This window comes from Streptomyces sp. NPDC088817, assembly GCF_044750345.1.
GTDB lineage: Bacteria > Actinomycetota > Actinomycetes > Streptomycetales > Streptomycetaceae > Streptomyces.
Window position 1 is genome coordinate 93,675 of the sequence record NZ_JBIVJN010000019.1, and the last position, 15,817, is coordinate 109,491.

General features: G+C 72.2%; 20 protein-coding genes and 1 pseudogene. 20 read left to right on the forward strand and 1 reads right to left on the reverse strand.

Features of this window, described 5'->3' with window-relative positions; translation table 11 throughout:
* Positions 1-43 precede the first annotated feature (43 nt).
* The 16 genes from ACIP4X_RS29755 to ACIP4X_RS29830 all read left to right on the forward strand — a co-directional run bounded on the left by ACIP4X_RS29755 (position 44) and on the right by ACIP4X_RS29830 (position 12,169).
* Positions 44-352 (forward strand): DUF6112 family protein, encoded by a 309-nt coding sequence (locus ACIP4X_RS29755; RefSeq protein WP_388475774.1) that lies wholly within the window; start codon positions 44-46, stop codon positions 350-352.
* Positions 352-1,038, forward strand: coding sequence for a hypothetical protein (locus ACIP4X_RS29760; protein WP_391455101.1), 687 nt, complete (start codon positions 352-354; stop codon positions 1,036-1,038). The genes ACIP4X_RS29755 and ACIP4X_RS29760 overlap by 1 nt, the downstream gene beginning before the upstream one ends.
* Before the next feature lie 15 nt (positions 1,039-1,053).
* Positions 1,054-2,454, forward strand: coding sequence for an ATP-binding protein (locus ACIP4X_RS29765; protein ID WP_401351372.1), 1,401 nt, complete (start codon positions 1,054-1,056; stop codon positions 2,452-2,454).
* 80 nt (positions 2,455-2,534) lie between these two features.
* The gene (locus tag ACIP4X_RS29770) at positions 2,535-4,007 is read left to right on the forward strand and encodes an SCO6880 family protein (protein ID WP_401351374.1); all 1,473 of its coding nucleotides are present in this window, start codon (positions 2,535-2,537) and stop codon (positions 4,005-4,007) included.
* A gap of 71 nt (positions 4,008-4,078) precedes the next feature.
* Positions 4,079-4,537, forward strand: coding sequence for a DUF6238 family protein (locus ACIP4X_RS29775; protein WP_391455107.1), 459 nt, complete (start codon positions 4,079-4,081; stop codon positions 4,535-4,537).
* Positions 4,538-4,565: 28 nt separating this feature from the next.
* The gene (locus ACIP4X_RS29780; protein ID WP_391455108.1) at positions 4,566-6,080 is read left to right on the forward strand and encodes a VirB4 family type IV secretion system protein; all 1,515 of its coding nucleotides are present in this window, start codon (positions 4,566-4,568) and stop codon (positions 6,078-6,080) included.
* 327 nt (positions 6,081-6,407) lie between these two features.
* Complete coding sequence (locus ACIP4X_RS29785) at positions 6,408-6,962, forward strand: hypothetical protein (RefSeq protein WP_391455110.1); 555 nt, start codon at positions 6,408-6,410, stop codon at positions 6,960-6,962.
* 319 nt (positions 6,963-7,281) lie between these two features.
* Positions 7,282-8,064 (forward strand): hypothetical protein, encoded by a 783-nt coding sequence (locus ACIP4X_RS29790; protein WP_391455112.1) that lies wholly within the window; start codon positions 7,282-7,284, stop codon positions 8,062-8,064.
* 8 nt (positions 8,065-8,072) lie between these two features.
* Positions 8,073-8,351 (forward strand): hypothetical protein, encoded by a 279-nt coding sequence (locus tag ACIP4X_RS29795; RefSeq protein ID WP_391455114.1) that lies wholly within the window; start codon positions 8,073-8,075, stop codon positions 8,349-8,351.
* Entirely contained in the window at positions 8,348-8,620 is a 273-nt protein-coding gene (locus ACIP4X_RS29800; protein ID WP_391455116.1) for a hypothetical protein, read from the forward strand. Before ACIP4X_RS29795 ends, ACIP4X_RS29800 begins: the two co-directional genes overlap by 4 nt.
* Positions 8,621-8,963: 343 nt before the next feature.
* Complete coding sequence (locus tag ACIP4X_RS29805) at positions 8,964-9,935, forward strand: hypothetical protein (RefSeq protein WP_391455118.1); 972 nt, start codon at positions 8,964-8,966, stop codon at positions 9,933-9,935.
* 35 nt (positions 9,936-9,970) lie between these two features.
* Complete coding sequence (locus ACIP4X_RS29810) at positions 9,971-10,426, forward strand: hypothetical protein (protein WP_391455120.1); 456 nt, start codon at positions 9,971-9,973, stop codon at positions 10,424-10,426.
* On the forward strand, positions 10,423-10,755 hold the full coding sequence (locus ACIP4X_RS29815) for a hypothetical protein (RefSeq protein WP_391455122.1): 333 nt from the start codon (positions 10,423-10,425) through the stop codon (positions 10,753-10,755). Before ACIP4X_RS29810 ends, ACIP4X_RS29815 begins: the two co-directional genes overlap by 4 nt.
* Positions 10,756-11,007: 252 nt before the next feature.
* Complete coding sequence (locus ACIP4X_RS29820) at positions 11,008-11,505, forward strand: hypothetical protein (protein ID WP_391455124.1); 498 nt, start codon at positions 11,008-11,010, stop codon at positions 11,503-11,505.
* A 104-nt stretch (positions 11,506-11,609) separates the two neighbouring features.
* Entirely contained in the window at positions 11,610-12,044 is a 435-nt protein-coding gene (locus ACIP4X_RS29825; RefSeq protein WP_391455125.1) for a hypothetical protein, read from the forward strand.
* A complete protein-coding gene (locus ACIP4X_RS29830) occupies positions 12,041-12,169 on the forward strand; it encodes a hypothetical protein (RefSeq protein ID WP_391455127.1) in 129 nt (42 codons plus the stop codon). The genes ACIP4X_RS29825 and ACIP4X_RS29830 overlap by 4 nt, the downstream gene beginning before the upstream one ends.
* 188 nt (positions 12,170-12,357) lie before the next feature.
* On the opposite strand, the gene ACIP4X_RS29835 is transcribed toward ACIP4X_RS29830, so the two are convergent.
* The gene (locus ACIP4X_RS29835; RefSeq protein WP_391455129.1) at positions 12,358-12,486 is read right to left on the reverse strand and encodes a hypothetical protein; all 129 of its coding nucleotides are present in this window, start codon (positions 12,484-12,486) and stop codon (positions 12,358-12,360) included.
* A 97-nt stretch (positions 12,487-12,583) separates the two neighbouring features.
* Here ACIP4X_RS29835 and ACIP4X_RS29840 point away from each other — a divergent pair, with 97 nt between their 5' ends.
* The 4 genes and pseudogenes from ACIP4X_RS29840 to ACIP4X_RS29855 form a co-directional block, all read left to right on the forward strand.
* Entirely contained in the window at positions 12,584-13,279 is a 696-nt protein-coding gene (locus tag ACIP4X_RS29840) for a hypothetical protein (protein WP_391455131.1), read from the forward strand.
* 25 nt (positions 13,280-13,304) lie between these two features.
* On the forward strand, positions 13,305-14,051 hold the full coding sequence (locus ACIP4X_RS29845; protein ID WP_391455133.1) for a hypothetical protein: 747 nt from the start codon (positions 13,305-13,307) through the stop codon (positions 14,049-14,051).
* 572 nt (positions 14,052-14,623) lie between these two features.
* Positions 14,624-15,007, forward strand: coding sequence for a hypothetical protein (locus ACIP4X_RS29850; RefSeq protein WP_391455135.1), 384 nt, complete (start codon positions 14,624-14,626; stop codon positions 15,005-15,007).
* Positions 15,004-15,777: pseudogene (locus tag ACIP4X_RS29855) on the forward strand (DUF317 domain-containing protein); the annotation flags it as partial. The gene ACIP4X_RS29850 and the pseudogene ACIP4X_RS29855, both read left to right, overlap by 4 nt.
* Between the last annotated feature and the right edge of the window lie 40 nt (positions 15,778-15,817).

The window sequence follows — 15,817 nt, forward strand, 5'->3', positions numbered from 1 at the left end:
TTCGGCCCCCTGGCCCGTGTACGCAAGGAGCATTGCCGCACCCATGACACCTCTCGCCGACCGGCTCTATCTCGCCTTCGACCCCGGGATCACCCCCAAGGGCGGTGGCCTTCCGGGGCTCTCCGTCCTGAAGAACGTCGTCAGCTCCATCAACATGTTCGGCATCATCGCCGTCGTCGGTGCCCTCGCCGTCAGCCTGGCGGTGTGGGCCTGGGGACACCACACCGGTGGCCACCAGGCCGAAGCAAACGGCAAGAAGGGCGCGACCGTGGCCGCGGGCGCCGCCCTCGGCCTCGGCGCCGCGAACGGCATCGTCGCCTTCTTCTCGGCCCTGGGGTCGCAGGTCCACTGATGAAGAAGCGCTTCTCCCTGTCGAACCACGGCATCGGCTGGTCGGCAAACCGCCGCATCCTCGTGATCGCCGTGGTCCTGGCGTCGCTGCTCACCCTGGCCGGCGTGACCGCCTACGTCACCGGCCGCACCGGGCAGCATCACCCTTCGGCCGGCCGGACGCCGTCGGCACCGCCCGGCCCGGCATCGTCGGCCCCCTCCTCCAAGGAACCGGGAGCCGAGACGGGGTCGGTGCCCCGGCCTCCGCGGATCTCCGATCCCGTCGCCTTCGCCAAGGCCGCAGCCGAGATGCTCTGGTCCTACGACACCCGCGACACCAGCCGCGAGCAGCAGCTCGCCGGCATGGAGGCGTGGATGACGACGGAGAGCGAGTACAGCGACTGGTCCTCGGTCTCCGCGCAGATGCCCGACCCGACCCTGTGGTCGCGCATGGCCGACCAGGAACAGCACGCCACCGCCACCGTCGCCGAGGCCCACTACCCGGCCGCGTTCAAGCAGGCCCTGGCCGAGGACCCTTCTGCGATCACCGAGGCGTACATCTACGCCGTGACCGTCACCGGCAAGCAGACCATCGCCTGGGCCAAGGGCGGCGGCGGGGCGGAGGACCGCTCCATCACCCTCGCCGTGCAATGCCGGCCCTCGGCCGACTGCTCGCTCGTCGCCATCGCCCCGAACGTCGCGCCCTGACCGGAAGGAGTCCCCATGGGGTTCTGTGACCTCCCCCTCGCAGGCACGGTCTGCGCGGTCGGCGAAGCCGTGGATTTCTTCTCCGATCCCGGCAAGGCGATCGGCGATTGGATGGCCAAGAGCGCCGGCGAACTCGCCGCCGCCTCGGCCGACCTCGCGGCCAGGGCGGTCGACTCCACCACCCGCGTCGACCTCAACGCGACCTGGTTCCGCGACAACTACGAGACAATCCTTCCGATCGCCCTGGTCGTTCTGGTGGCCACGTTCTGCGCCCAGCTCGTCCGCGCCGCGATCAGACGCGACGGCCAGGCCCTGATGCAGGCATTCACCGGCACGGCCTCCGGTGTGCTCTTCGCGTTCGCCGCCGTCGCCCTGACCACCGTCGCCATCGAAGTGGTCGATGCCCTGTCCTCCGGCCTGCTCAAGGCCGCGAACCTGAACATCGAGTCCGCCGTCCGCCGCATCGTCAAGGTCGGGCAGCTCGGCGCCGTCAGCAGCCTGGGCTGGCTCGTGATGGTGCTCGCCGCGCTCGGAGCCGCCATCGGAGCACTCCTCTACTGGTGCGTGATGATGGTCCGCAAGGTCGGCATCCTGGTCATGGTCACGCTGGCCGCGTTCGCCGGGGCCGGCGGCGGCTGGGAGGTCGCACGCCGGTGGCGCAAGGGCTGGATCGAGGCCACCGCCACCCCCGTCGTCTCCAAGCTGCTGATGACGATCATCTTCGTCCTCGGCGTCGCGGCCATGGGCAGGACCGAGGCCAAGGACGGCCTGGCCGCGCTCGCCGACGTCCTCGCGGGCATCGTGATCATGATCCTGGTGCTGCTCTGCCCCTACGCGACCTTCAAGTTCGTGCACTGGGCGGCCGAAGGATCCGACGGAGAAACGTTGCACCGTGCCGGCGGTGCCGGCGCGCAGCTCGCCAAACAGCACGCCGAACACACCGGGAGAAAGGCGGCCGCAATGGCGGCCACCGCCGGAACCGGCGGTGCGGCAGCCGGAGCGGGCGCAGCAGCCGGGGCCGCTCCGCAGGGGCCGGACTCGATCCCAGGTGGCGGCGGGTTTCCCGGCGACATCGCGCCCGGCCCGAGCGGCGGAGGCAGCGGCCAGGAGAGCGCGCAGTCCGGCGGCTCGGGCGTCTCGCCTGGCGGAGGCGCTGGCAAGTCCGGTCTGGAGAAGGCCGTGCAGCCCGCGCCGACCAACGTCACCGACGATACGAGCGGCCAGGTCGGCGGCGGTCCCGCCGGTGGCGGCTCACGGTCCGGATCCGGTTCCGCACCCGGTCAGGTCGGTGGCTGGAGTTCCACGCCGCCGTCCACCACGCCTCCGCCACAGGGCGCCCCGCCGCCCTCCGGCTCGCAGGCGGCTGGTGCCGGCAGCGGCGCGGCATTCCCTCCGCCTCCCCCGACCAGCCTCTGATCTCCCTGGCCATGCCCGGGAGCGGGACGGGCACCTCGCTCCCCGCACCCGGGCCCGCCAGCGCCCCTTGGACCAGCCCCTTGTCTGATCTCTCCATCGCCCCGGTCACGGTGAAGTTCCCGCACCGCTCCCGCCGCGGCATCCTCCTCGGTCTCTCCCTCCCCCAACTCGTCCTCGTCTCCTGCGCGCTGGCGCTGCTGCTGGTGACGGTGGTCTCCACCGGCCTGCTCGGCGCCGTGGCGCTGGCCCCGTTGTGGGCGGCCGTCGCCGCGCTGGTCGCGGTCCGCCGCCACGGCCGGTCTCTGATCGACTGGGCACCGATCGTCACCCGCTACGCGATCCGCCGCCACGCCGGGCACACGCTCTGGCTCGCCCGGCCGGTCAGCCGGCCGCGGCGGGACGGCATCCTGCACCTGCCCGGCACCGCCGCTTCCCTGAAGGTCGTCACCCCCGGCGACTCGGCCAACGGCGCCTCCGCCGTCCACGACCCGCACCAGCAGACTCTCACCGCCGTCGCCCGCGTCTCATCCCGCGCGTTCGCCCTGCTCGACCCGGCCGTGCAGAACGCGAACGTGAACGGATGGGGCCGTGCGCTGGCCGGCATCGCCCGCACCGGCCACGTCGCCACCGTGCAGGTCCTGGAACGCACCGTCCCCGACTCCGGCGACACCCTCTCCCGGCACTGGGCCCAGCACGGCCGCCCCGAGGCCCCGGTCGCCGGACAGATCTACTCCGAGCTCGTCGCCTCCGCAGGACCGGCAGCCGCCCCGCACGAGACCTACCTCGCCATATCCCTCGACCTGAAGGCCGCCAAGCGGCTCATCTCGCAGGCGGGCGGCGGACTTCCGGGCGCGTTCACGGCAATGGAGCAGACCACCTCCTCCATCGCCCAGGCCGCCCGCAACGCCGGCCTCATGGTCACCGGCTGGCTGTCCGCCCGGGAGATCGCCGCCGTCATCCGCACCGCCTACGACCCCAAGGCCCTCGCCGCCCTGCAGCAGTGGTCAGACACCGGCCGGGCAGAGGCCGACCCTGCCGCCGCCGGCCCCGTCGTCCAGGTCGAGGAATACGACCGACTCGCCACCGACACCGCGCGCCACACCACGTACTGGGTGGAGAACTGGCCCCGGACGGAGTCGCATGCCGGCTTCCTGCACGGGCTGATGTTCACCGCAGGCGTCCGCCGCAGCCTCTCCCTCATCTACGTCCCGCAGGGACTCGAGTCCGCGCTCCGCGACGTGCAGCGCCGCAAAGCGGCGATCATCGCCGACGCCAACGAACGCGCCCGCCGCGGCCAGGTCGACTCCGAGGAAGACTCCGTCGAATACGCCGACGTCAAGGCCCGCGAACGGCAGCTCATCGCCGGGCACGCCGACGTGGCCCTGACCGGCCTGGTCACCGTCACCGCCGAGACCGACGCCCTGCTCGACGCGGCCTGCGCACAGATCGAAACCGCCGCCGTCACCGCCGGCGTCGACCTGCGCCGCCTCAACTACCAGCAGCCCGACGCCTTCACCCTCGGCGCACACCCCCTCGCCCGCACCGCCCTGTGAACGACACCGTCCCCCGCCGGGACCATCCACCCACCCTGCCACCGGCCGGTGGGCAGGAAGGACCGCCCTCTTTGACCACCAGGCCCTCTCCCGACGACGCACACCCCTACCTCCGCGCCGCGAGCGCCGGAATCCGCCACCACCGAAAGATCGCACAGACCGAGCGCACGACGGTCGACCGCACGCACCTCGACGTGCTCCACGCCCACCTCACCGCCGTGCACCAACTCGTCGACCAGCTCGCCGACACAGCCCGACCCTCTCACCCCGCCGCAGGCCGGCACCTCGCCACCGCCCAAACCCGGCTCTGGCAGGCCACAGCAGAGATCCACTCCTCCTTCCACCTCCTGCCGGCAGCCCTCGCCCCGGCCAGCGCCCAGGCCACCGCGTGCCACCCCGAACGGCTCCCCGAGGGACCGCCGGTGCTGACCATCTGCCAGCGCCACCTGGCGGCCGGACACATCGTCCGCCGCAAGAACACCCCCACCGACCTCAACCGCCCGCCGCACACCACCGCGTGCATCCGATGAGCACCACCCGCCAATCCGAGAGCCCCCGATGAGCCACTGGCCCGCCCGCCACGCCCGGCGCGCCTCAGCCTCTCCCTTGTTCACCCCGCACGGCACCGACCGGGCCAGCCGCAAGGCAACCCGCCGCCAGCTCGCCGAAGCCGCCGCCAAGGCCCGCTCCGAGGCCGCCGTCCATGCCACAGGCACGACCCCCACCGAGCACGAGAACCCGGCCCCCCTCTACCCGCCCAGCGGACGCCCCGGCCCCGCCTCGGCCCGCGGGAACCGGCTCAGGCTCCCCGCCCACCGCATGACGACTGCCATCGCCGCCGGGGCGTATCCCTTCCTCGCCGAAGGCGGGCTCGGCGCCGAGGGGATCTACATCGGCCGCGACGTCCACGCGGAAGCGAGCTTCGTCTTCGACCCGTTCGCCCTGTACGGGAAGGTCGAGGGCTTCACCAACCCCAACGTCCTGTTGGCCGGGGTGATCGGGCAGGGCAAGAGCGCGCTGGCCAAGAGCTTCGCGCTCCGCTCCGTCGCCTTCGGCTACCGCGTCTACGTGCCCTGCGACCCCAAGGGCGAGTGGACGCCCGTGGCCGCCGCGCTCGGCGGCACGTCCGTCGCGCTCGGCCCCGGACTTCCCGGCAGGCTGAACCCGCTGGACGCCGCACCGCGCCCCGCCTCCATCTCGGAGACCGACTGGGCAGGGGAGATCCGCAAGCGCCGGCTGCTCCTGCTGGGCTCGCTGGCCCGCACCGTCCTGGGCCGGGACCTGCTCCCGATGGAGCACACCGCCCTCGACATCGCCCTCGACGCCGTCGTCGCCCGGGCTGCCGACTCAGGCCGGACGCCGCTCCTCGGCGACGTCGCCGCCGTCCTCAACAGCCCCGACCAGCTCGACGAGGCCGCCGGGCTCATGTCCGGACGGCTCGGGGACGCCGCACGCGACCTCGCCCACGCCATGCGCCGACTTGTCCACGGCGACCTCGCCGGCATGTTCGACGCCCCCAGCACGGTCGCCTTCGACCCCAACAGCTCGATGCTCACCATCGACCTCTCTCAGCTGGGCGGATCCGGCGACGACACCGCCCTCGTCCTCGCCATGACCTGCGCCTCCGCCTGGATGGAATCCGCCCTCACCGACCCGCGCGGCGGCCGGCGCTGGATCGTCTACGACGAAGCCTGGCGCCTGATGCGCCACCCCGGCCTCCTCCAGCGCATGCAGGCCCAGTGGAAACTCTCCCGCGGTCTCGGCATCGCCAACCTGATGGTCATCCACCGGCTGTCCGACCTGCTCACCGCCGGCGACGCCGGATCCCAGGGCCGCGCCCTGGCCGAAGGACTCCTCGCCGACTGCTCCACCCGCATCATCTACCGCCAGGAGACCGACCAGCTCCACGCCGCAGCCACCCTCCTCGGCCTCACCTCCGTCGAAGCCGAAGCCATCGCCCACCTCAACCGCGGGCGCGGCCTGTGGAAGGTCGCCGGCAGGAGCTTCATAGTCCAACACCTCCTCCACACTGACGAGTTGGCCCTGTTCGACACCGACGCCCGCATGCACTGAAAAGCCAGTGAGTTCACGGATACCGATCCGCGGTCTCGGCCGCTCATCTACACCGCGCCGCTGACGGTTCTTGCCCTGGTCGATCACTGCCCCTCTGCAACCAGGAGGCCCCACCTGTATCCACGCCACCCCGGCACCTTCGCCACAGCGCTCGCTTCACACCTGCCCGAGCAGTGGTACCGCAGGTACGCCGGATTCCCCCCGCCCGCAGGCCAGCCGCAGGTAGCCGACCGGATCTGGGACTGCGGTCCCGCCCACTCGGCCCTGCTCGACTGGCCCGACGCCCCCACGGCCTTCCTCGAAGGACCGGACGGCGAGCAGCTCTGTGTGCTGGAGCGCCCCCGCTATCCCCGCCAGTACCTGGTGGCGGCCGTGCAGCCCGACGGGTTCCGAGCACACCACTTCAGCGGGGTCGACGAGCCCAACGGGATCGCAGTCCCCGACGATCCGGTCCGCGCCGCAGCCGCCGTCAGCCGGCGGGTCCTGCCCCGGCTCCGGGATGCCCTGGCAGCCGTACGGCACAACACAGCCGTACAGCCCGAGCCGCCCCACCGGCCTCCGCCGCCGCAGGTGGCGCGCGTCGTCACCCTGACCTGGTACGAGGACGGCGCCCTCGGCACTCCGTACAAGAGCGTCCCCGAGGACGCCCGCACGGACCTGTACGGGCTCGGCTTCCAATACCACCCCCACCAGGCCGCGTTCCTGCTCCCCGCCACGTACGGCGAGGACGGCCGCGACCTGCGCCTGCGAGCGCTGGTCCACCAGCTCGCCCAGAAGGGCATCGGCGTGAACCTCCGCCACACCCCAACCCCCACAACTGCAGTCCCGCGTCCGGCCGCCCCCGTACCCACCGGCCCCTCGGTGACTGCCCACCGCCGGTGAGCTGGCCGCTCGCCGCGCCCTTTCCCGTTCCCAGCCAAGAGGAGCCTCCATCCGCCCCGCCCGCCGCACGCTGCCCCTGATCACTGCCGCTGTCTGTCTCGCTCTCGCCGCGACCGCCTGTTCCAGCGACATCGACGGCACCACCCCGACTCCCGCAGACCAGACGAAGTCGCCCGGCGCCGCACCGAAGCCGGCCCCCGCGCCCACCCCGGCCGAAGCCCGTGACGCCATCGCCTCCTACTCGAGGACGAACAACCTCGCGTACATCAAGCGCGACCGCGCGCTCCTCGACACCGTCGAGGGCGGCCCCCGGTATGCGATGTCGCTGGCCGACCTCAAGGAAGACGCCGCCCTGCCGCAGGCGGACCGAGAGCCGTACCGGCCGTGGTCGTACGACCTTGCCGCAACCAAGTTCTACATACCGCGTCTGCAGCACGGACAGCAGCGGTGGTTCGCCGCCGTCACCCGGGCCGGCAGCAAGAAGCAGTACGCCCGCGTCCTGGTCCTGGTCGAGAACGCGAAGTCGAAGCGGTGGGAGATGGTCGCCACTGTCGACCTCGACGGCCCCTCCCAGCTCCCGAAGATCGTGCTGGACAAGGACGGCTACGCCACGGCGGTCGACCCCGCTTCCAAGTCCCTGGCCGCTCCCGTCGGCCTGCTGCGCTCGGCCGTGATCGACAATTTCGCCACCGGAGGCGACCTCACCGGACGCAAGGTGCTTGCCCCCACCGAGGCCGCCAAGCGGCAGGTCAAGGTCCACAACGACACGGTCCACAAGTTCGGTACCCGAGGCACCACCCAGTTCGCGTCAGCGGCCACGCAGTTCCCCGACAGCTACGCCTTGAAGACCTCCACGGGCGCGCTCGTCGTCTTCTCCCATAACCACACCCAGCACGACGCCGTCGCCGCGCCGGGTCTGGTGATCGTGCCGGATAAGCAGGACCGCGCCTGGCTCGGCACCACGCCCCGCCCCGCCTTCACCTACACCTTCACCTGCTCCGACGTCGCCGCCGTCCCGACCGCGCCCGAGCCGTCCAGGCTGCTGGGTTACGGATGCCGCCGCACGGACGCCGATGCGAGCGGTCCCAGCACCGCCGTTTAGGAGACTCCGTGCACCATCCCGACTTCGAGCTGTACGACAACGTGGGCCGGGACTCCGACCAGATCGTCGCCGCCCGGTACGGCATCGCCACCCGCGACGACCTGCTGCGCTGGGCGAAGCGGGACGCCGAGCCCTTCTTGGCCGAACACCCGCTGCCGGACGAACCGCTGCCGAGCCCCGAGCTCGCTCCTATCTCGCCGCACTCGGCGCCGCCGAGACTCCTGCCGAGACCAGCACCGTCACCCAGCATCTACTCGACGCTGCCGAACCCGTGCTCCGCGCGGTGAGCGACTACCTCGTCGCCGCCGCCCAGTGGCGCGGCCAGAACCACGGAGCAGAGAAGGGCTCGCCGCCCAAGCTGCTGATGGAAGCGGCCAGCCGCAGCCTGTCCGTGCTGGCCATCGCGGACGAAGCCGACCTGACGATCCTGCGCGCCGAGTACGACCCCGCACCGGCACCGCCGAAGGCACCCACGTCCGGCCGACCCCAGACGCCGTCCGGTCTTCTCCCGAACCCACCGCCCACCCCGCGCACCGGCCCCACGCCCGGCCGGTAGCCCTTCGACACCCCGGAAGGCCCAACCAGTCGACCCGATCGTTCATCGCCCGCCCCACCGAGACCGGATACGCGGGCATCTATGTCCACTACCGCAAGCACCCGGACAGATGACCGCCCAGCACGGATACGACCAGCTGGAAACAACAATTCGGGAGCACGCCTGGCAGTACGGGCGCGCCCTCCGTTCCGCCGCCCAGCACCGGATGTCGGCCCATGGGTGACGCGCAGATCTTCCTCGCCTACGGCCGCGACACCGGATCGTCGCCATCGGCCACGGTGAGAGGTACAAGGCCGCCCACCAGGCGCTCGCCGCGTCCGGCTTCCGCCGTGGCGACGACTGGGTGTACCACCTGCCGAACGCGGACGAGGACGCCTCCCGTGCCACCGTGGTCGGCCTGGTCCGTCATGCCACGGCGCACGGGGTGGAAGTGACCACCGACAGCCGGCGGTTCATCGGCGAGACCGCCCGGGACATCGCCCGCCTGCTGCCCGGCCAGTGGGACGCACGCATCGAGCTTTACTCCCACCCCGTATGGCAAGAGGACCTGGTGCCATGGCTGTGGGACAGCGGCGAGCTCGTCCGCGTCGTACAGAGCGAGCGGATCCCCTACGCCGCCGCCCTCACCGACACAGCCGGGACGACCCTGCTGCTCGTCGAACGTCCCGGCCACCGACTCGACTATCTGGTCGGCGCCTTCGCGCCCGAACCGTTCGAGGAGGGGTACGGCGACCCGCACGCCCCGCGCAGCATCGCCCTGTCACCGTTCGCCGGCCGCGCGGCCCGGACCATCGTGGACCGGTTCCTGCCCGCCTACGAGCGCGCCGTCCACGCCCGCCGGATCGCAGCCGTCGCCGAGGCCCTCGACCGCATCCGCACCGAGCAGGACACCTGGGCCGCGACCGTCGCCTCGGGCCGGTACAGCGCCGCGCCCCCGCTCGGCGCCACCGCGCTCGGCGAGGCGGCCGAGACATTCCTGAACCGGGCCCGGGCCGAGTTCCTCACCGTCATACGGCATGCTCCCGCCCTTCTCGACCGGTGCCGCCCTGCGGCCACCAGCTGGCCGGAGGACGCCCGCATCCTCGCGCAGCTGGCCGACGCCCTCACCGATGCCGAGGGCCTGGACAGGGACGCGTCGCTCACGCGAACGGAGCGGGACACGCGACTCTGGGCGGCCCTGGGCACCTGGCTCACCCACAGCGAGCCGTTCCTCCGCCAGGCTCGCGCGGCAACTCCCCCTCGGCAACACACGGTCCCGGCCATCGCCCCACCACACCAGGCCCTCCCCCGTGGCCAACACACGCCCCGCCGCTGACCCCTCCCGCTTTCCACCGGAAGGAGATCTCCTCCTTGGATCCTGGCACGCACTTCGTCTTCGGCACCCACAAAGATCACGGCTTCGTCGCCTCCGCCACCTCCTCGATACCTGCCCGCCTGGCCCACTGGTTCCTGGTGCGCGAGCAGTTCGACCCCGTACCCGGCAAGCCGGGCCTCTTCCGGCTCACCGACCCCGAGCGGGACGGGCCGCGCCGCACCCGGCAGGCCGTGCAGGACCTGCGTCGTCACGGATACGCCGTGCACGCCGACGTGGGCCTCGACCCCGCGCAGACGGCCGCACCGCCCAGGCCGGCTCGCCCGAACGGGCTGGCCGAACGCCGCAGCCGCATCGCCTGGGCCGCCGCGTCTCTCTCCCCGCAGCACGGGCCGGCACCGAGCGCCTCACCCCCGTCCGCACGTCCCGTCCCGCCGAAACCCAACGCACCGACCGTCCACCTGACCGCTTCCGCCACCGGACGGTCCCGGTGACCCCCGACACCGAGCCGATCCGCATCACCCGCGGGCCAGGGGGCGAAGTCGAAATCGAAGGCCGCTTCGACCCCCTCGCCGCGGGCATCCTGCGCCACGCCGGATTCCTCTTCGAACCAGCCCTGCACGGCCACTGGATCCGGCTCCCCTTCGACATGGGACGCGACTGGGAGAACCAGCACGCGACCTGGGCCGCGGAGATGCTCACCTCCGCCCGCTACCCCGTACATCTCGCCCCCGACCTGTATGCAGGCGCCCCCAAGTCGTCGACGCCATCCACACCGGCCATGACGGCACAGGCTCCGCCCGGGCGACAGCCGCGCCGCTGACACCGAGCGCCAGGAGAACCCGGTCCCGGACACCACACAACTCGCCATCGGAGCACGTGGCTTTCCGGTTGCAGATGGCGGTCGTCGACCGGCAGACCAAGGCCGCGCTCGACGCGGTCCGCGAGCGCTACAGCCGATCCATCGACCACCACGCCGCAGCCGCCGCGCCCCGCCCCCGTCCCCGTCCCCGCCACACCGGGCCCCTGCGTCCGCACGCTGCCCGTAACACTCCCGAACCTAGGAGATCCCTTCATGGCTGTCCGCACACAGTGGACGATCACGCACGACTGCGGCCACGAGGTCGTCCACGACCTGTCCGACCGCCCCGCCGACAAGCGGGCCGGATTCGCCCGTTGGCTCGCGGCCAAGGACTGCACCGACTGCTGGAAGACCGCCCGCGACGCCGACACCGAATCCAAGGAGCAGTGGCTCGCCGCCAAGCGGGCCGAGGAACAGCAAGCCGCCGCCGAGTGGGCCGAGCGCTTCGACATGCCGCCGCTGGAAGGTCCCGAGAAGGCCCTCGACTGGGGTGAGCGCTCCCGCCACCAGTTGATGATCGCCGCGCACACCGCGCTGGTCGTCGAGGGCACCTGGGACGAGGCCGACTGGGCAGAGCTGGAGGAGAAGGCACGCGCGATCACCAGGACCGGATGGTGGATCGACCAGCGCGACGCGGAAGGCACTGACCTGCTCGAACTCCTCGACGCCGCCACGGAGTCGGACCGCGGAACCGAGAACCCCTACCGGTAAAAACGGCCCGGAACATAGCCGAGGATCGCCGGTTGGCCAAACCGGCGATCCTCCGGACCATTGATCCTCCCGCCGCCACCCGACCTGCGTGGATAGGACCTTCCGTGACCGAGCCCTGCCTGCCCCCGACCACTCCGGCCTTCGCGCCCACGCCCGACCCGCTCACCCCTGCCCGGGACGTCACCCACGCCCACTTTGCGGCCGGGGACCAGGTCGTCGTCCTCAAAGGAGTCGCTGGCGAAGAGCTGTGGGGAGACGCCATGCGGGTCGTCGCCCCTTCCTGGCACACGCCGACCGACGAGGACGGATGGCGGCTGCGCGACGCCACCGGGGGCGCGCAGACGTACGTCACCGGCCACCCGCGCTACCTCGTGCACCTCTCCCGCCGCTGCCCCGACTGCCTGATCTACCTGCGCGCCATGGAGGACCACCTCCTGCCGAAGTACGCCGGACAGGGCGTGCTGATCGACTGTGGCTGGTACACGACCACAGCCCTCGGCCAGCTCGTGCACATCGCCGACGCGCGAGGCGGCCGGTGACCCTCCCCGCCCGCCGCCCTGGCCGCGTCCTGGCTCTCCTCAAGGCCCGGGCCTGGGCCGCCGCGCATCCGGCCGCCCACCGACTCGTGCGCGCCTCTGACATCGAGGTCCCCTGCGACGAGTAGGACTGCCGCTGTATCGCCGTTCAGGGCCGGCCCAGACGCAGCCGTCCGGCTTCCTGCGACGGCTCTCGGATGAGGCCCGCCGCATCGAGCAGGACCTCCACCTCATCGCCCCCATCACCAGCCCTCCCAAGTGGCTGGCAATCGCCCAGCCCGTACCGACGGCGTCGGCACAGCTCGTGGCTGTTCTGTCACAGCTCACCGACGAGCGTTCCGGCCTTCTGTCCACGGTGCGCGGGCTCGCCGAGCACACCGCTCACCGGCTCACCCGGCAGCCAGTTTCCGCCGACCGCGACACCCCACGCCGCTTGGAGCTCCACAGCCGCCCGTCTGAACACCTCTCTGCAAACCGGCGTTGCCGCCGTCCCACCCGCTGCACGGCGCCCCCCACGACGATCACCATAGGAGATTCTCCCGTTGCTCCTGGCCGACCGATTCCTGGCCATCCGCCGCGACCCGCATTCCGACGAGGTTCTCGCCCGCGGCAGCGACCCCGAGGCCCACGGCATCCTCCAGCGCGCGGGGTTCGTCCCCGTCGTCCGGCTCCGCGAGACCTATCACCGCGCGCCCACCGACCTCACGGTGGACGAGGAGACCCACCTCGCCACCGAAGCCGTAGCCCGGCTGCGGGCCGTCGGCTACCACGTCGACTGCGACGAGGGCTTCAACACCGAGTGGCGCCCGCCTCGCTACCTGCCGCTGGGCGCCCAGGTCGCGCAGCTCGCCGAGCGCAGCCGCGAGGCCACCACCACCGACGAGGTGGCCGAGGTCCTCACCGAGCTGACCGCTTCCCACGACGGGATCCTCGCCGCGGTCGACGAGATCCTCCAGGCCACCGCGGAATTCCACGACGGCATGGACGACACGGCCGACCCACATGTCGCCCGTCGCCTGCGCTACCTCGCCGACGAGCGTCTGCACGTCATCCACACCGACCTCATCCACACCCGGAACAACCTCGCCGACCGGCACGCCCTACACCCCGGCCGCAGCACCTGCGCTGAAGAAGTCCCCGCCACCGAGCGTGAACGCCCCGCTGTGCGCGCCTGCCCGCCCCCTCCGCGCGCTGTGCCGGCATCGCCGCCACCCATCACTCCCGGGCCGCGCCGCTGATACCGCCCACCTGATCAAGGAAGACATGCACGACCACGACTCCGAGCGCCTCGCCACTTTCGCCGATGTCCTCGCCGGTGAGCTGCCCGATGGCTGGACCAGCCGTCACCACCCGGTTGCGGACGAGGACGACCTCGCCGAACTCACCGACCGCATCTGGGACATGGACCTCGTAGCCCAGGCCCTCGCCGAGCATCCGCTCCAGCAGGCAGCGGTCCTCACCCGCCAGGACGGTGCGCAGCTCGTCGTCCTCCACCGGCCCGAGCACGGCGGGTTCCTCATCGCCGCCGTCGCCCCCAGCGGCCTCCCCGCAGAGGCGTTCCGGGGCCTGCGCGAACCGGACGGGATCGCCCTGACCGACGACCCGTTCCACAGCGCGGAGCTGGTCGCCGGCGACCTCCTGGCCCGCTTCGACACGGCCCTCGCCCAGGCCCGCTACAACGCGGCAGACATCCAGCCGTCCCAGCCGGACCGGGTCGTCCTGACCTGGCAGCCGGACGGCAGCCTCGCCGCCGCCCCTGTCAGCGACACGGCCGCCGAAGTCCTGGCCGCCAACGGGTTCGTCCGGGACGACAGCGGCACCTACCGCCTCAGCGGCGACGACACCACCGCCCAGGCACGCGCCGTGCGGGCGATCGGACCGCAGCTCGATGCGCACGGCATCGCCGTCGCGCTCCAGCACCCCTCAGGCCGGATCGCGCCCACCGCCACCCCGCCGACGCCCATACCGGCCCCGGCTTCCACCAGGGCCTCGACCGGGAGAGGCCGCTGAAGCTCCGCGACAGCGAGCCCGAATTCCTGGCGATGGACTACATCACCATCACCCGGAACACCCGGACCTGTCTCGTCGTCGCCATCGGCGGCGACGAACAGGAAGCAGGCGTCCTGCAAGCGGCGAGTTTCACCCCCTGTTCCCGGACCGTGCGGGGGCTATCACCGGCTGCCCCATCACCTGCCGATCGCCCAGCAGCCCAGCCAGTCCCCGGCCGCCTCCCAGGCGCTTCTCTCGGCCGGATGCGCCGCCCACCACGACCCCCGCCGACCGCCATAGCCTCCACCAGCCCCACCCGACGCGCCCCGTGAACGCACGGCGGCCCCTCCCCGCCGGGCCACCCACTCCTGACACCGAACGGAGCACCCGCAGTACCCCGCACACCGCCACGGATCTCCCGCCGCCTCAAGCCCCGGCTCGCCGGCATCCTGTTCCGCCGCTACCTGCGCGCCTGCATCCCCACCGTCCCCGACCGCACCAGTCCGCCGGCCGATCCCCGGCGCGAGACGCCCCAGCCCACACAGATCGGCCACCGCCACCACCACTGACCTCGCTCCCCGCTCGGGAGGACCATGCCCCACACCGCCCCCTACCCGGTTCGGCTGGCCGACGAGATCGCGCGCCAGCTCGGCCGGCTCACCGACCATCTCTCTCAACTCCCCGCGCATGAGGCCACCCAGGTCATCGCACGGGTCCTCGAACCGCAGGACGGTGTCCTCGGTCGCGTCACCCACCTGGTGGCCACCGGCTCCCACTTCGCCAAGGACCAGGCCGAACGCGGCATCCTGCCGGCCGAGGTGTGGCTCACCCTCGGCCGGGCCGCGAACGAACTGCACGACATCGCCCTCGACCTCGACGAGCACACCGACGCACTCACCGAACTGACCACCCGCCCCGCAACCACTCCCGCACCGCCCCCGAACGCCGCACCGCTCGTCGTCCGGCGGCGCCGGTGAAGAAGCAGTGGGAGGGCTGGGGCCCCGGCGAGCAGGCCGAGCAGCACTACCTGGTCGAGCCCCGTGCCCTCGCAGGCGGCGGAGACATCCGCCACGTCTCCGAGTTCCTGCGCGCCTGCGGGTGGCGGGACCGGTCAAAACCCGGTGGCCCCCTGCTCATGGACAGCCCCGACCGCAGCATCCGCATCGCCTACGACCCTTTCGTCCAACCCGGCGGATGGACCATCCACGGCAAGGCCACCGCCCACCAGGAGGAATGGACAGCGATCCTGGGCCGGCAGGCACCGGTCGAAATCGTCGCCGGGCTCACCGACGCCCTCACCCGCCCCCGCTCCGCACACGCCCCCAACGTGTGGGCCCCGCTCCAGGAACAGAGCTGGCACACCCCACCCGGCGCCGGACACGTCACCGCGGTGAGCCCCGACGGCTCGGCCTGGATGCAGTTCCACCAGGACCCCGGCGGCGACGCCATGTGGTGGTCCGGAGCCCAGGACCAGCAAGGCAACGGCTGGACAGCCCAGTTCACCGCCACCACCCCGATGCACCTCGTGCAGAGCTACGCCGCCGCCCTCGCCAGCCCCGAGCCCGTCATGCGACCCCGCGGACGCGTCCCCCACAGCGCCCGGATCCGCACCACCTCCGTCTCGGTCCTCCCCTCGCAGCTCAGCGCCTGGCAGCAGGCCCGTGTCACCGCCGCCCGCGCCGCCACCTGGGCCCGAAACTCCAGGAAGACCAACCGGCCCCGCACCACCGCGCGCCCCCACGCCCCCCCAGCGCGGCGTCCGCGCCCACCGCTGACCCCTCCGCCCC

Excerpts from the sequence above, each read along its gene's own strand:
- ACIP4X_RS29755 (WP_388475774.1), top strand. The coding sequence starts at position 44 with ATGACACCTCTCGCCGACCGGCTCTATCTCGCCTTCGACCCCGGGATC.
- ACIP4X_RS29760 (WP_391455101.1), top strand. The coding sequence starts at position 352 with ATGAAGAAGCGCTTCTCCCTGTCGAACCACGGCATCGGCTGGTCGGCA.
- ACIP4X_RS29765 (WP_401351372.1), top strand. The coding sequence starts at position 1,054 with ATGGGGTTCTGTGACCTCCCCCTCGCAGGCACGGTCTGCGCGGTCGGC.
- ACIP4X_RS29780 (WP_391455108.1), top strand. The coding sequence starts at position 4,566 with ATGAGCCACTGGCCCGCCCGCCACGCCCGGCGCGCCTCAGCCTCTCCC.
- ACIP4X_RS29790 (WP_391455112.1), top strand. The coding sequence starts at position 7,282 with ATGTCGCTGGCCGACCTCAAGGAAGACGCCGCCCTGCCGCAGGCGGAC.
- ACIP4X_RS29820 (WP_391455124.1), top strand. The coding sequence starts at position 11,008 with ATGGCTGTCCGCACACAGTGGACGATCACGCACGACTGCGGCCACGAG.
- ACIP4X_RS29845 (WP_391455133.1), top strand. The coding sequence starts at position 13,305 with ATGCACGACCACGACTCCGAGCGCCTCGCCACTTTCGCCGATGTCCTC.
- ACIP4X_RS29850 (WP_391455135.1), top strand. The coding sequence starts at position 14,624 with ATGCCCCACACCGCCCCCTACCCGGTTCGGCTGGCCGACGAGATCGCG.